The sequence below is a fragment of the Sphingomonas sp. ATCC 31555 genome (genome assembly GCF_000282895.1).
Taxonomy (GTDB): Bacteria; Pseudomonadota; Alphaproteobacteria; order Sphingomonadales; family Sphingomonadaceae; genus Sphingomonas.
The window spans coordinates 159,896-173,922 of record NZ_ALBQ01000018.1; the positions used below are offsets into that span (position 1 = coordinate 159,896).

The 14,027-nt window shown below is 67.0% G+C and carries 15 protein-coding genes; 7 read left to right on the forward strand and 8 right to left on the reverse strand.

Translation table 11 applies throughout. The features are described from left to right. Positions 1-24 precede the first annotated feature (24 nt). The 5 genes from rapZ to B215_RS0110055 all read left to right on the forward strand — a co-directional run bounded on the left by rapZ (position 25) and on the right by B215_RS0110055 (position 3,317). A complete protein-coding gene (gene rapZ / locus B215_RS0110035; RefSeq protein WP_019369517.1) occupies positions 25-969 on the forward strand; it encodes an RNase adapter RapZ in 945 nt (314 codons plus the stop codon). Continuing rightward, positions 966-1,373, forward strand: a complete 408-nt coding sequence (locus B215_RS0110040; RefSeq protein WP_019369518.1) for a PTS sugar transporter subunit IIA — start codon at positions 966-968, stop codon at positions 1,371-1,373. Before rapZ ends, B215_RS0110040 begins: the two co-directional genes overlap by 4 nt. Then, the gene (locus tag B215_RS0110045) at positions 1,370-1,642 is read left to right on the forward strand and encodes an HPr family phosphocarrier protein (RefSeq protein WP_019369519.1); all 273 of its coding nucleotides are present in this window, start codon (positions 1,370-1,372) and stop codon (positions 1,640-1,642) included. Before B215_RS0110040 ends, B215_RS0110045 begins: the two co-directional genes overlap by 4 nt. Positions 1,643-1,825: 183 nt before the next feature. Continuing rightward, positions 1,826-2,629, forward strand: coding sequence for a TrmH family RNA methyltransferase (locus B215_RS0110050; RefSeq protein WP_019369520.1), 804 nt, complete (start codon positions 1,826-1,828; stop codon positions 2,627-2,629). A gap of 121 nt (positions 2,630-2,750) precedes the next feature. After that, positions 2,751-3,317: an META domain-containing protein gene (locus B215_RS0110055; RefSeq protein ID WP_156804365.1), complete on the forward strand. Its 567-nt coding sequence runs from the start codon at positions 2,751-2,753 to the stop codon at positions 3,315-3,317. Positions 3,318-3,369: 52 nt separating this feature from the next. On the opposite strand, the gene B215_RS20870 is transcribed toward B215_RS0110055, so the two are convergent. The 4 genes from B215_RS20870 to recR all read right to left on the reverse strand — a co-directional run bounded on the left by B215_RS20870 (position 3,370) and on the right by recR (position 7,704). Then, on the reverse strand, positions 3,370-4,626 hold the full coding sequence (locus B215_RS20870; protein WP_082664520.1) for a hypothetical protein: 1,257 nt from the start codon (positions 4,624-4,626) through the stop codon (positions 3,370-3,372). Positions 4,627-4,831: 205 nt separating this feature from the next. Beyond that, a complete protein-coding gene (locus B215_RS0110065) occupies positions 4,832-6,235 on the reverse strand; it encodes a DNA recombination protein RmuC (RefSeq protein ID WP_019369523.1) in 1,404 nt (467 codons plus the stop codon). A gap of 316 nt (positions 6,236-6,551) precedes the next feature. After that, on the reverse strand, positions 6,552-7,076 hold the full coding sequence (gene def / locus B215_RS0110070) for a peptide deformylase (RefSeq protein ID WP_019369524.1): 525 nt from the start codon (positions 7,074-7,076) through the stop codon (positions 6,552-6,554). A 31-nt stretch (positions 7,077-7,107) separates the two neighbouring features. Further along, positions 7,108-7,704, reverse strand: a complete 597-nt coding sequence (recR, locus tag B215_RS0110075; RefSeq protein WP_019369525.1) for a recombination mediator RecR — start codon at positions 7,702-7,704, stop codon at positions 7,108-7,110. A gap of 53 nt (positions 7,705-7,757) precedes the next feature. Here recR and fmt point away from each other — a divergent pair, with 53 nt between their 5' ends. Next, entirely contained in the window at positions 7,758-8,660 is a 903-nt protein-coding gene (gene fmt / locus B215_RS0110080; protein ID WP_019369526.1) for a methionyl-tRNA formyltransferase, read from the forward strand. After that, positions 8,657-9,403: a tRNA pseudouridine(38-40) synthase TruA gene (gene truA / locus B215_RS0110085; RefSeq protein WP_019369527.1), complete on the forward strand. Its 747-nt coding sequence runs from the start codon at positions 8,657-8,659 to the stop codon at positions 9,401-9,403. Before fmt ends, truA begins: the two co-directional genes overlap by 4 nt. On the opposite strand, the gene B215_RS0110090 is transcribed toward truA, so the two are convergent. The 4 genes from B215_RS0110090 to ilvD are packed head-to-tail and all read right to left on the reverse strand — an operon-like array spanning position 9,393 to position 14,023. Continuing rightward, positions 9,393-10,583, reverse strand: coding sequence for a class I SAM-dependent RNA methyltransferase (locus B215_RS0110090; RefSeq protein WP_019369528.1), 1,191 nt, complete (start codon positions 10,581-10,583; stop codon positions 9,393-9,395). The two genes, truA and B215_RS0110090, sit on opposite strands and share 11 nt — an antisense overlap. Further along, complete coding sequence (locus B215_RS0110095) at positions 10,580-11,983, reverse strand: bifunctional ADP-dependent NAD(P)H-hydrate dehydratase/NAD(P)H-hydrate epimerase (RefSeq protein WP_019369529.1); 1,404 nt, start codon at positions 11,981-11,983, stop codon at positions 10,580-10,582. Before B215_RS0110095 ends, B215_RS0110090 begins: the two co-directional genes overlap by 4 nt. Then, positions 11,980-12,321: a hypothetical protein gene (locus B215_RS0110100; protein ID WP_236704547.1), complete on the reverse strand. Its 342-nt coding sequence runs from the start codon at positions 12,319-12,321 to the stop codon at positions 11,980-11,982. The genes B215_RS0110095 and B215_RS0110100 overlap by 4 nt, the downstream gene beginning before the upstream one ends. Continuing rightward, positions 12,302-14,023, reverse strand: a complete 1,722-nt coding sequence (gene ilvD / locus B215_RS0110105) for a dihydroxy-acid dehydratase (RefSeq protein WP_019369531.1) — start codon at positions 14,021-14,023, stop codon at positions 12,302-12,304. Before ilvD ends, B215_RS0110100 begins: the two co-directional genes overlap by 20 nt. Positions 14,024-14,027 lie beyond the last annotated feature (4 nt).

Below are 14,027 nucleotides of genomic sequence, written 5' to 3' on the forward strand. Positions count from 1 at the left end.
CGCCCGTATCCGGAAGCACATCGCATGAACCCGCGTCGCCCGAAGCACATCCTTCTCGTCACCGGCATGTCCGGCGCCGGCAAGTCGACGGTGCTGCGCACGCTGGAGGATCTCGGCTGGGAAGTGGTGGACAATCTGCCGCTGCTGCTGCTCAACCGCCTGCTCGATACCGCCCCTGCCGAAGCCGCCGAGGGCGACGACCAGCGTCCGCTGGCGCTCGGCATCGGCACCCAGACGCGCGGCTTTGATCCCGAAAGCGTCGTCCAGCGCATCAAGAAGCTGCGCGAGGAACAGGGCCATGACGTCGGCACGCTGTTCCTCGAATGCGCCGGCGCGGAGCTGGTCCGCCGCTATTCCGAGACCCGCCGTCGCCACCCGCTGGCGCAGGATCGTCCGGCGGTGGACGGCATCGCGCGCGAACGCGAGCTGCTGGGCCCGCTGCGCCGCTGGTCCAACCGGCTGATCGACACGACGGACATGACCGCCAACGCGCTTGCCCAGGCGATCCGCGCGATCTTCTCGGCGGACGGCACCGGCAAGACCACCTTCAGCGTCACCTCGTTCGGCTTTTCGCGCGGCCTCCCGCGCGACGCCGATCTGGTGCTGGACATGCGCTTCCTGCGCAACCCGCACTGGGATGCCGCCCTGCGTCCCGGAACGGGCAGGGATGCCGATGTTTCCGCCTATATCGCCGCCGATCCGGCCTATGATGCAGCGATGGAGCAGATCGAATCGCTGCTGTTGCTGCTGCTGCCGCGCTATCAGGCGGAAGGAAAATCCTATGTCACGATCGCATTCGGCTGTACGGGCGGCCGACATCGATCGGTGCACGTCGCGGAGCGCGTGGCGCGTCGGTTGCGCGCGGCGGGATTTTCCCCCACGGTAACCCATCGCGACTTGCAGACCGCGCCGCAGGACTCGCTGGAGGGAGCGCCGGTGACGATACAAGGGGGCGGAGAAAAACAATGATCGGGTTGGTACTCGTGACGCACGGACGGCTCGCCGAAGAGTTCGTCGTCGCGATGGAGCATGTAGTGGGAAGCCAGGAGCAGGTCGCCGCGATCTGCATCGGCCCCGAGGACGACATGGAAACGCGCCGTGCCGACATCAAGGCGGCGATCGCCGCGGTCGATTCGGGCAAGGGCGTGATCGTGCTGAGCGATCTGTTCGGCGGCACGCCCTCGAACCTCGCCATCTCGCTGATGGAAGCGGGGCGGATCGAAGTGATCGCCGGCATCAACCTGCCGATGCTGATCCGTCTCGGCAGCGCCCGCACCACGATGAAGGTTACAGAGGCGGTGGCCGCCGCCCGCGATGCGGGCCGCAAATACATCACCATCGCCTCGGAGGTTCTGGGAGAAGCCGCCGCGTGAGCCGTACCAGCCGCACCGTCACCATCGTCAACCGCCGCGGCCTCCACGCCCGCGCCAGCATGGCCTTCGTCACCCTCGCCAGCACCCAGCCCTGCGAGCTCACCGTCGAGAAGGACGGCAACAGCGCCGCCGGCACCTCGATCCTCGATCTGATGATGCTCGGCGCCGCCAAGGGCGACACGATCACGATCTGGGCCGAAGGCGACGGCGCCGAGGGCGCGGTGCAGGCGCTGGTCGAACTGGTCGAAGCGCGGTTCAACGAGGAATAGGCCTCCGCCCCTGCGCTCCCCTCCGGCTTGCGGGAGGGGTCGGGGGAGGGATTGACGTGGAAGAGGCGCTGCACCGTTCCAGCCCCTCCCCTAGCCCCTCCCGCAAGCGGAAGGGGAACGCAGGCTAAGCGCGCCGCCGCACCCCAACTAGCCCCCGCCCCCGTCCCGCCCTATAGCGCCGGGATGCCACGCGAAATCACCGCCTATTCCAACCCCCTCATCAAGCGCATGCGCAACCTGCGCGACAAGCGCCACCGCCGCGAAGAGGGGCTGTTCCTCGCCGAGGGCCTGCGCATCCTGACCGAGGCGCGCGAGGCCGGCCGCATCCCCGATTATCTGTTCTACACCGCCGAGACCGCCCGCCACCCGCTGGTCGTCGCCCTCGTCACCGCCACCGAGGCGCAGGGCGGCGAGGCGATCGAGACCAATGCCGACATCCTGTCGAAGCTCTCCGGCAAGGACAATCCGGGCGCGGTCGTCGGCGTGTACCCGGAGTTCGCGCTGGACCTTGCCGATATCGACCGCAGCACCGCGCCGATCTGGCTGGTCGCCGAGCGCCTGCGCGATCCCGGCAATCTCGGCACCATCCTGCGCACCGGCGACGCGGTGGGCGCCGGCGGGCTGATCCTGATCGACGACTGCGTCGATCCCTTCTCGGTCGAGGCGGTGCGCGCGAGCATGGGCGCCTTGTTCACCGTGCCCGTCGCCCGCGCCCGCTGGGAGGAATTCGAGCCCTGGCTGCGCGCCGGCCCCGGCCAGCTCGTCGGCCTCAGCCTCGACACGGATCACGACTATCAGGCCCCGCGCTACGCAGCACCCACCTTCCTGCTCACCGGCAACGAGGCGCAGGGCATGCCGCCGCAACTGGAAGCCGCCTGCGATCTTCTGGTAAAGATCCCCATGCTCGGCAAGGCGGACAGCCTCAATGCGGCCGTGGCAACGGCGGTGATGGCCTATGAAGTACGCAACCAGTTCCGGCAGGGGTGATGGGATGGGGGTGACGTTGCGCGGCCACCCTCACCCTTCCCACTGCCTGCGGCAGCGGGCCAGCATCGGGTCGGCCCTGCCCCCGGCAGGGCCTGAACAGTGCGGGGGCACTGTTCACCCGATGCTCCTCTCCCAAGGGGAGAGGGAGCAAGACCCCTCTCCCCTTGGGAGAGGGAGGGGCCCATCGCGCCAGCGATGGGAGGGTGAGGGTGAAGGCCCATGCAAATACGCCGCCGCCCTCCTCCTGGCCCTAACCCTCCTCCTCCCCCTCCCCGCCGCCGCGCAGACCACCGACCCCACCCCACCCCGCGAGCAACCCCGCGCCGAGACGCCCCCGCTCTCCCCCGAGGAACAGCGCCTCCTTGGCGACTGGCGCATCACCGGCGTCGACGGGCACGCCGTCATCCCCGGCAGCCGGCCCCGGCTAAAGCTGGAGGGCCTGCGGATCAGCGGCACTACCGGCTGTAACACGCTGGTCGGCATCTATCGGGTGGAGCGCGGCTACCTGACCACCGGCGGCGTGATCACCACCCGCCGCGCCTGCTCTCCGGCGCTGATGCGGCAGGAAAAGGCGCTGCTCGCCCTGCTCGACCAGCGCCTGGCGGTCCAGCAAAGCCATCGCGGCCGGCTGCTGCTCACCGGGCGGGATGGGAAGACGCTGGTGCTGGTGCGGGCAAGCGCACAATAGCAAAACCACCCGCACCGACTAACCTAATCATGGAAAAACAGAATAGAATTGGTCAGATAATCCACTTTGCGTACTCAGCCTTCGCCTGAGTTGGCACAGTGGCAGGATCGATCATTTTAACCAACGCCTTAAATCGATCCCGACAAGACTGGTACGCATATAACCTACTGGCTAAAATCGTTTGCTTTAGCGGCAGTTCAAGAAAAATAGACACTTCAGCCGGTGAGAGCGATTTTACCATAGTTACGTAGTAGGTGTAGGCGCCATTCGAAACACCGTATCGGCTGCCGGTAGCTGCGGTGGCGAGCGCCTCTACGAAAGCATGCTGAGCGCTTTCAGGTACTCGGTTTTGAGACGTAAGGCCAAGTAGACGTTCCGCGAACGGGGGCTCGTTATAGAAGTTGTTATAATCTTGATGAACCGACATCAGCGATTGAGCGGCCTTCGTTATAAGAAGGTGAACTTCTGCTTCACCAAGCAATGATAGCAAGCCGAGACGCTCAAAAAACTGCTGCGAAGCAGTATGCCTAGCTACCTCACCCTTAGCTACGTAATCCTGATGCCTATCAACAAGAGTTGACTTAGTGTTTGGGGTTAGAACATCCAATATCGCCTGACAAACACCTATAGCGTTTACACGTGCTTCTTCGCCAGACGCTGGATCACAGTACATTCCATGAAGGGTCCCGAAAAGCATTTCACGCTGAGCGTCAAACGTTTCAAGAAGGCGGCGCTTCCACGCATCAAGCTGGTCGGCCGAAAAGCGGCTAAGTTTAAGCGCAGCCAGAAAAGCGGGAATGTCTACGCCAACTAGGTTGCGCTCATTAGACAAAGCATGGCGAGCAACACGATTGAGAAATGATAAAAGCTCATCTTCATCAATTACCCCCATCGAAGGATGAGCAGCGGAGAAATTATTTCTGATCGCTCGACATTGATCTAAGAGGAAAAATCCATCTTCAGATATGAGGTTCAACTTCAGACACAGCTGAAGCAACTCCACATCCTTCAGATCGACCAGCGCAGCCTCATCAAATTGTTTTCCAATTATCTGAGGAATAACATTGAGGCCAAAACGTCGAACTTTTTGGCGAAGTTCGACAACAGCTGCGTTCCATGCATAGTTAATGGCGCTGTCGAACAAGCCAGACGCCACAGCTACACACATTCGGGCCAAGGTCTCATTGCGGTGTTCAGCCGGGATCCTGCCCAGCAGCCGCGGAAGGTTTCCCCAAGCATGGTCGATTTGATCGTCAACCGCCAACACCTGACGATCAACACCCAGCGCCGCTGTTAATGCGTCTAGCATCGGCCCCGTCACACCTGTGACTGCGGGCAGAGCTAACGGCTGAACCGCGCCCAAACTTCCACTCATTGTCTTTGAAACTCCCCCACTGAAATTCTCAAATCGAACATTTCGCCAGATTAGTGAACAATCTGCTTACAGGGAAGAATCATATTCGGATCAAGTCACCCCTAACGTGCAAGTAGACTTGGCGCCAACAGTCTCCTGCTCACTCCGCCGCAGCCGCTTCCTCCACCTCGCCCCCCTCGGGCGCCGGCAGTTCCGCCGTCGGTGCCCGCGCGATCACATCAACGCTGTCGATCGTATCCAGCGCGCTGTTCCCGACATCCACGTTGAGCGCCTGGAAGCGCCGCGCGGAGACCATCACCCGGCCTTCGAAGCTCGCGACGAACTTGTTGTAATTCTCCACCGCGCTGTTCAGCCCGCCGCCGACGCGCTTGAGGTGGCTCGCCGCCGTCGCCAGCCGCTCGTACAGTTCCTTGCCCAGCTTGCCGACTTCGCGGGCATCCTCGGTCAGCTTCTGCTGGCGCCACATCGACGCGACGGTGCGGGCGAGCGGCAGGAAGGCCGAGGGGCCGGCGATGATCACCCGGTTGCGCGCCGCGCGCTCCCACAGCTCCATGTCCACTTCCAGCGCGCTCGACAGGAAATTGTCGCCGGGGATGTACATGATCACGAAATCGGGCGCCTTTTCGAACTGCGCCCAATAGGCCTTGCGCGACAGCGCGTCGGCATGGGTGCTCATCGCCTTGGCATGGGCCTTCAGCGCCGCCGCGCGCTCCTCGGCGCTGGTCGCCTCGGCGGCCTGGAGATAGCCGTCGAGCACGCATTTCACGTCGACGATCAGCTGCTGGTCGCCCGGCAGGCGGATGATGAAGTCCGGCCGCAGCATGCCGTCCTCGGTGGTGACCGAGACTTCGGCGGCGAAATCGACATGGCCGGAAAGCCCGGCGATCTCGATCAGGTTGCGGAACTGCTGCTCGCCCCAGCGGCCGCGCGTCTTGGGGGCGGCGCGCAGGGCATTGACCAGCTTGGAGGTTTCCGCGCGGGTCTCGCCCAGGCTGGCATGGACGGCGCTGATCGCCTCGCGCAACTGGCCATAGCTGTCGCTGCGATCCTTCTCGACGCGCTGCAGGCCTTCCTCATAGCGCTTGAGCGTGGTGTCGATCGGCTGGAGCAGCGTGCGCAGCCGCTCCTCATTCTTCTCGCCCGCCTGGTGGAAGCGCGCCTCGGCGCGTTCGAGAAAGGCGCGCTGCGTCTCGCCGAGCATGGTCGAGGCGAGTTCGCGGAACTGGCCGGCCATCACCTCGCGGGCATTGACGAATTCGGCGAGCCGCTCCTCGAACGATCCCGCCTTGGCCTTCAATTCGGCGAGCTCGATGCGGGCGGCGTCTCGCTCGTTGCGGAGCATCGCCGCTTCCTCGCGCAGCCGGGGGAGCTGCGCCACGCGTTCCTCGGCCATGGCGAGATCGGTGATCGCGGCCTTGAAATCGGCCTCGCGCCGGGCGCTCTCGGCCCGCGCCTCGCTCGTGCCGCGCGCGCCGATCAGCCAGCCGACCACCACGCCCACGACCAGGGCCACCATCACGAAACCAACGACGAACGGATCCAACACCAAATCTCCCGGGAACAGGAGGCGAACTTACGCCGTGCGGGACGGGGCCGCAAGGGCGGCGGGCGTCGGTTGGGCGCGCGTGGACAAGGGTTCGGTGGATAAATGGCGGGGTGTGGCGGGGCGACGCCCCCTCCCCCTCAATCGTCATCCCCGCGGAGGCGGGGATCCATTTGCCAGGACGGCACGGCACCTGCTTCCACGCACAGGCCAATGGATTCCCGCCTTCGCGGGAATGACGGCGGGAGTCATGGAACAGACGTTTCCTCCCCCTGGCGGGGGAGGATACTGCAGGCTCAACGCGCCGTCGCGATAATCAGGCCGCCTTGCGGGCCTTGTTGAGCTTCTTCAGCAGCATGTCGCGCTTGAGCCGCGAAAGGTGGTCGAGGAACACGATGCCCTCCAGATGGTCCATCTCGTGCTGGATGCAGGTGGCGAGCAGGCCTTCGAAGACCTCGTCATGGCGCTCGCCCTTCTCGTCGAGCCAGGTCACGCGGCAGCGCGCGGGGCGCTCGACATCGGCGAACTGGTCGGGAACGGACAGACAGCCCTCGGTATAGACCGAAAGCTCCTCGGCGGGCTCGTGGATCTCGGGATTGATGAAGACGCGCGGGTGCCGGATCGGCCTGCCCTCCTCGTCCTCTTCCTCCTGCAGGTCCATCACGATCAGCCGCTTGGGCACGCCCACCTGGATCGCGGCGAGGCCGATGCCCGGCGCATCGTACATCGTGTCGAACATGTCGCCGATCAGCGTGCGCACGTCGTCATCGACCGCCTCGACAGGGGTGGAGACGAGACGCAGACGCGGATCGGGTACTTCGACGATGGGGAGGATGGCCATCGCCTAAATTTAGGTGGCGCGGCCCGCAGCGTCAAGCAACCGGGCGGCGCGCGCGGAGCGCCTGGGCGAGCGTGCCTTCGTCGAGATAGTCGAGTTCGCCGCCCACCGGCAGGCCGTGGGCGAGTTGGGTGACGCGCACGGGGAAGGCTTCCAGCCGTTCGGAGACATAGTGGGCGGTGGTCTGGCCCTCGAGCGTGGCGTTCATCGCGAGGACGACCTCGTCGATGCCCCCCGCGCCCACCCGGCGGACCAGCGCGTCGATGCGCAGGTCCTCGGGCCGCACGCCGTCGAGCGCGGAGAGCTTGCCGCCCAGCACATGGAAGCGGCCGGGGAACAGCCGCGCGCGGTCGAGCGCCCAGAGGTCGGCGACTTCCTCCACCACGCACAGCGAACGGTCGTCGCGGCGCGGGTCGGCGCAGATCGCGCAGGGGTCGTGCGTGTCGACATTGCCGCAGATATGGCACGTGGTGAGCTTCTGGCTCACCGCGCTGAGCGCCGCGAGCAGCGGGTCGAGCGTCGTCTCGCGCTTCTTGAGCAGGTGGAGCACCGCCCGCCGCGCCGATCGCGGCCCGAAACCGGGCAGCCGCGACAGGGCCTGGGTCAGCGCTTCGATTTCGGGAGAGGCCATTCGTGTCACATAGGGGCTTGCATGCGCGCCTGCCAAGCGGTTGAGGGGGAAGCATGCGCATTCTCTTCATGGGAACCCCCGATTTCGCCGTGCCGGTGCTCGACGCGCTTGTCGAAGCAGGTCACGAAATCCTTACCACCTACACCCAGCCCCCCCGCCCCGCCGGCCGGCGCGGCAAGGCGCTGACCCCCTCCCCGGTCCATGCCCGCGCCGAGGCACTGGGGATCGGAGTGCGGACGCCGCTGAGCCTGAAAGGTGCGGAGGAGCAGGCAGCGCTGGCCGCGCTGGAGGCGGACGTGGCGGTGGTCGCGGCCTATGGGCTGATCCTGCCGAAGGCGGTGCTGGCGGCGCCGCGGCTGGGTTGCCTCAACGTGCATGGTTCGCTGCTTCCCCGCTGGCGCGGCGCTGCGCCGATCGAGCGGGCGATCCTCGCCGGCGATGCGGAGACCGGCGTCGGCATCATGCAGATGGAGGCCGGGCTCGATACCGGCCCGGTGCGGCTGGAGGGCCGCACGCCGATCGACCGCAAGACCGCCGGCGAGCTGCGGGCGGAGCTGAGCGCGATGGGTGCGCGGCTGATGGTGGCGGTGCTTGCCGACTTCGACGCCTATCCGGCGGTGCCGCAGCCCGAGGGGGGCGTCACCTACGCCGCCAAGATTGACAAGGCCGAGGCGCGGCTCGACTTCACCCGCAGCGCGGTGGAGGTCGAACAGGCGGTGCGGGCGTTCAATCCTGCCCCGGGGGCGTTCTTCGAGCTGAACGGCGAGCGCTTCCGCATCCATGCCGCCGATCTGGTCGACGCCAGCGGCTCGGCCGGCACCGTCGGCGACGACCTGCTGATCCATTGCGGCGAGGGCGCGATCCGCCCGACCGCGATCCAGCGCGCCGGTCGCGGGGTAATGACGGTCGCCGAGCTGCTGCGCGGCTTCCCGATCCCGGCGGGGACGCAGCTTTGACGCGCTTCGCGCTGACGGTGGAGTTCGACGGCCGCCCGTTCATGGGCTGGCAGCGGCAGGATCACGGCCCCAGCGTCCAGCAGGCAATCGAGGACGCGGCCCATGCGGTCACCGGTGAGGACGTGATCGTACATGCCGCCGGGCGCACCGATGCCGGAGTCCACGGGTTGGGCATGCGCGCACATTGCGACATCGCCAAGCCGATCACGCCGTTCCGGCTGATGGAGGCGCTCAATGCGCGGATGCGGCCGAACCCTGTGGCAATCCTTGCCTGCGACGAGGTTTCGGGGGACTGGCATGCGCGATTCTCGTGCCTTAGTCGCCATTATGAATATCGGATCGTAACTCGGCGGGCCCCACTGACTTGGGAGAAGGGCCTCGCCTGGCGCCTCTCGGGACCGCTCGACGCGCCAGCGATGCAGGCAGCGGCTGCGTATCTGGTGGGCCGCCACGACTTCACCACCTTCCGCTCGGCGCATTGCCAGGCGGACAGCCCGATGCGCACGCTCGACCGGCTCGACGTGGCGCAGGAGGGCGAGCGGATCAGCGTGTTCGCCTCGGCGCGCTCTTTCCTGCATCATCAGGTGCGCTCGATGGTCGGCTGCCTTTCGCTGGTCGGCCAAGGCAAATGGGCACCGGAGGATGTGCGCGATGCACTGGCGGCGCGTGACCGGACCACATTGGGCTTGAACGCGCCGCCCGACGGCCTGTTTTTCCTACGCGCGGAATATCCTAGCGACTAAACTTTGCGGCCAGTTCGACATGGGTCGACCAGCGGAACTGCCCCACCGGCTGCACCCAATCGAGCCGATACCCGCCCTTGCACAAAATCTCGGCATCGCGTGCGAAAGTACTGGGATTGCACGAAACATAGGCCAGGATCGGCGCCTTGGAGCCGGCGAGTTCACTTATCTGCTCGCGCGCACCTGCCCGCGGCGGATCGAGCACTACCGCATCGAACCGGTCGAGCTCGGCAGTGGTGAGCGGGCGGCGGAACAGGTCGCGGTGATCGCCGAACACCTGGCGTTCCGCCACGCCCGCTGCCGTCTTCAGCGACAGGATTGCGTCTCGAGCCGCCTCGCCGGCATAGACCCGCGCACGCTGCAGCGCGAAGGTGAAGGTGCCGAGCCCGGCGAACAGGTCGGCTACCGTCCCCACCCCGCCGACGATCTCCCGTACGGCCGCCACCAGCGCCGCCTCGCCCTCGGGCGTCGCCTGGAGGAAGCTGCCGCTCGGCAGCGGCACCGCGACCCCGCCGAGCGTGATCGTCACCGGCACCGGCTCCCAGCGCGCTGTCGGACCAAAGCCCTCGTCAATGGCAAAGCGGGCCAGTTTCTCGGCTTCGGCAAAGGCGGTGATCGCCTCCGCCGCGGCCAGGCCTTCGGGATCGATGCCCTCGACCAGCACGTCGCGCCCCTGATCGCTCAGCGCGAGATGCACATTCACCCGCCGCGCCTCGGGGAGCAGCGTCGCCAACAGCCGGCGCAGCGGCGCGAGCAGCGCGAACAGCTCGGGCGCGAGGACATGGCATTCGACGAGGTCGATCAGCTTGTGGCTGCCCGCCTCGGTGAAGCCGATCCTTACCTGCTTGCCGCGCCGCTCGGCGTGGAGCGTCGCGCGGCGGCGGGTGCGCGGCGGCGAAAGCAAGGGCGTGCGGATCTCCGCCTCCAGCCCCTGTGCCGCGAGCGCGCTACGCACGCGCTCGGCGAGGAAACGGCTCCATGCGGCATCGTCTAGATGCTGGAGCTGGCAACCGCCGCAGCTCGGGAAATGAAGGCAGGGCGGCGTCTGGTGATGCGGACCGAAGCGAACCGCACCATCCTCACCCACCCAGTCGCCCGGCGCGGTGAGGGGGAAATGCCGGCCGTCGCTGGTTACCCCATCGCCCCGCGCGGCGACGCGCACCACTTCGACTTCGCTCACAGACATTCCAAACACGCTTCCGCCAGTTGAGCGACGAGCTGATCGGCGAAAAAGGCGGGACCTGCAAGCTGCGCCGCGCGGCCATGCAGCCACACCGCCGCAGCCGCCGGATCGACCCCGCTGCCGCCCTGCGCGATCTGCGCGCCCAGCACGCCGGCAAGCACGTCCCCGGTGCCGGCAGTCGACAGCCAGGGCGAGGCGCCGGCCAGCACGCGGACATTGCCGTCGGGGCCCGCGATCACCGTGTCGCCGCCCTTGTGAACCACGGTTGCGCCGCTCGCGGCCGCCGCCTGCAATGTACGATCGATCTTGCTGCCTTCGCTATCGAACATCCGGTCGAATTCGCCGCCATGGGGCGTAATCCACACCGGCGCCTCGCGGGCCGCCAGCGCAGCCGCCGCGCCGGTACCGAGCAGGCTCAGCGCATCGCCGTCGAGCACCAGCGGCTTGTCGGCCGCCAGCCCTGCCCGCAGGAACGCTTCGGCACGGCGATCACGGCCAAGCCCGGGGCCGAGCACGATGGCGTCGATCCGATCGCCGGCGAAGAAATCGGCGAGATCATCGGCATCGTCGATCGTGCGACGCACCAGCGCATCGGGCGCCGGACCCGCCGGCTCCGGCCCGGCGAGCATCACATAGCCCGCCCCGCTCGCCATCGCCGCCCGTGCTGCGAGGCGGCCCGCGCCGGGCATCGCACCTTCCACCACCGCGACCAGCCCGCGGCTATACTTGTGGCTCTGCGGGCCCGGCGCCTGCAGCCGAGGCCGGGCGACGGTCTGCCAGGCGGTGTCGGCCGGAATGCCGATATCGGCGAGCAAGACATGGCCGCAGCGGGACAGCCCGTCGCCGAGCAGATGCGCCGGCTTGAGCGCGCCCAGCGCGACGGTGGCGTTCACGCCACGCGGGGCGCCGAGCTCGTCGCCGCTATCGGTATCCATCCCCGAGGGCAGATCGATCGCCAGCGTGAACTCGGCCCCGCGCACCAGTTCGGAGAGCACGGCGGCGATGCTGCGCTCCAGCGAGCGCGTGACACCGATCCCGAACAGCCCATCGATCACCACCGGCCGCACCGGCGCGCCGTAGAGCGACGTCGTCGGCCCATCCCAGCGCGCGTGCATCCGCTCGGCCGCACCGGGCTTCGGCGCACCCGAGGCAGCGACCAACACGTCGAGACCTGCGTCGCGCAAATGTCGCGCAACGACATAGGCATCGCCGCCATTGTTGCCCGGGCCTGCGAGCACCAGCACCGGGCGCCCCATCGCGAAGCGCACCGCCTCGCGCGCCACCGCCGCGCCGGCGCGCTCCATCAGTTCGTCCTGGGAAACGCCGCGCGCGAACACCGCTTCCTCGGCGGCTCGCATCGCGTCGGCCGTAAGAATTGGGGCGCCGGGCGGGATCATTGCCCCGCTGTAGCGCCCTTGTCCGCGAGGCGATAGCGCATCCCGCCGATCGTCACCTCGGTGGCGCGACCGACAGCGCTGGTCGTGGCAAGTTCCGCGCCATCTGCCGCAGTGATCGTATTTGCCTCGATCCGCAGACGCCGAAAGCCGCCATCCGGGTGATGAGGAACCAGCAACCCGTCTTTGCCGCGCTCCAGCGTACATACCGGCAGCAGCGCCTCGCCCACCGGCGCGCAGGCAACCGTCTCACCTGCTTGCGCAGCGGGCTGCGACGCCGGATCGGCACCGCAGCCCGCCACAAGCAAGGTCAGCGCGAGACTAGATGTCCGCGTAGACATGGCGCTCGGCCTTGGCGCCGGGGTGCGTCACCGCCCCCTGATAGGCCGGGCCGACATTCTGCGAATAGCGGTAGAGCGCGCCCGACTGATAGTCGTTCACCCGCGGCTGCCAGCGCGCGCGGCGCTCGGCGAGCACGTCCTCGGGCACGTCCAGGTCGATCGTGCCCGCCTCGGCATCGATGCGGATGGTGTCGCCGTCCTCGACCAGCGCGATCGGGCCGCCCTCGGCCGCCTCGGGGCCGACATGGCCGATACAGAAGCCGCGGGTGCCGCCCGAGAAGCGGCCGTCGGTGATAAGCGCCACCTTCTCGCCCATGCCGAGGCCGTAGAGCGCCGCGGTGGTCGAGAGCATCTCGCGCATGCCCGGGCCACCCTTGGGCCCTTCGTAGCGGATGATGATGACCTCGCCTTCGTTGATCTGGCGGTTCTCCACCGCCTGGAAGGCATCCTCCTCGCAATCGAACACGCGCGCCGGGCCGGTGAACTGGAGGCGGTGCATGCCCGCCACCTTCACGATGGCACCTTCGGGCGCGAGGCTGCCGCGCAGGCCAACGACACCGCCCGTGGGCGTGATCGGCGTCTTCACGTCGTAGATCACCTTCTGGTCCGGGTTCCAGGTAACCTGGTCGATATTCTCGCCCAATGTCTTGCCGGTCACGGTCATGCAGCTGCCGTCGAGCAGGCCGTTGGCCAGCATCGTCTTCATCAGCATGTAGACGCCGCCGGCAGCGTGCATGTCCTTGGCGACATACTTACCACCTGGCTTGAGGTCAGCGATGTAAGGCGTTGATTTGAATGCTTCGGCAACGTCGTGCAGGTCGAACTCGATGCCCGCTTCGTTGGCCATCGCCGGCAGGTGGAGCGCGGCGTTGGTCGAGCCGCCGGTCGCCGCCACCACGCGGGCGGCATTGATGAAGGCGGCGCGGGTCGCGATGTCCCGCGGACGCAGGTTCATCTCCAGCAGGTTCATCACCTGATGGCCGGCCGCGATCGCGATTTCTTCACGGCTCTTGTAGGGAGCAGGCACCATATTGCTGTTCGGCAAGGACAATCCCATCGCCTCACCGACGCACGCCATGGTGTTGGCGGTGAATTGGCCGCCGCACGCGCCGTGCCCCGGGCATGCAACCTTCTCGAGCGCGGTCAGGTCCTTGAGCGGGCAATTGCCGGCGGCGAATTTGCCCACCGCCTCGAACACGTCGACCACGGTGACGTCACGATCCTCGAACCGGCCCGGCAGGATCGAGCCGCCATAGACGAAGATCGACGGGATGTTGAGGCGCAGCATCGCCATCATCATCCCCGGCAGCGACTTGTCGCAGCCCGCGAACGCAACCAGCGCGTCATAACAATGGCCGCGCACGCTGAGCTCGACCGAGTCGGCGATCACTTCGCGGCTGACCAGCGAGGATTTCATCCCCTGATGGCCCATGGCAATGCCGTCGGTCACCGTGATGGTGTTGAAGCGGCGCGGCATGCCGCCATTGGCGATCACGCCCTGGCGCGCGGCATCGGCCTGGAAATCTAGGGTGGTGTTGCACGGCGCGCTGTCGTTGCCGGCGCTCGCCACGGCGACGAACGGCTTGGCGATATCCTCCTCGGGAATCCCCATGGCATAGTAGTAGCTGCGGTGCGGCGCGCGCTCCGGCCCCACGGAGACGTGGCGGCTGGGGAGCTTGGACTTGTCGAATCGGTTGGTCATAGCG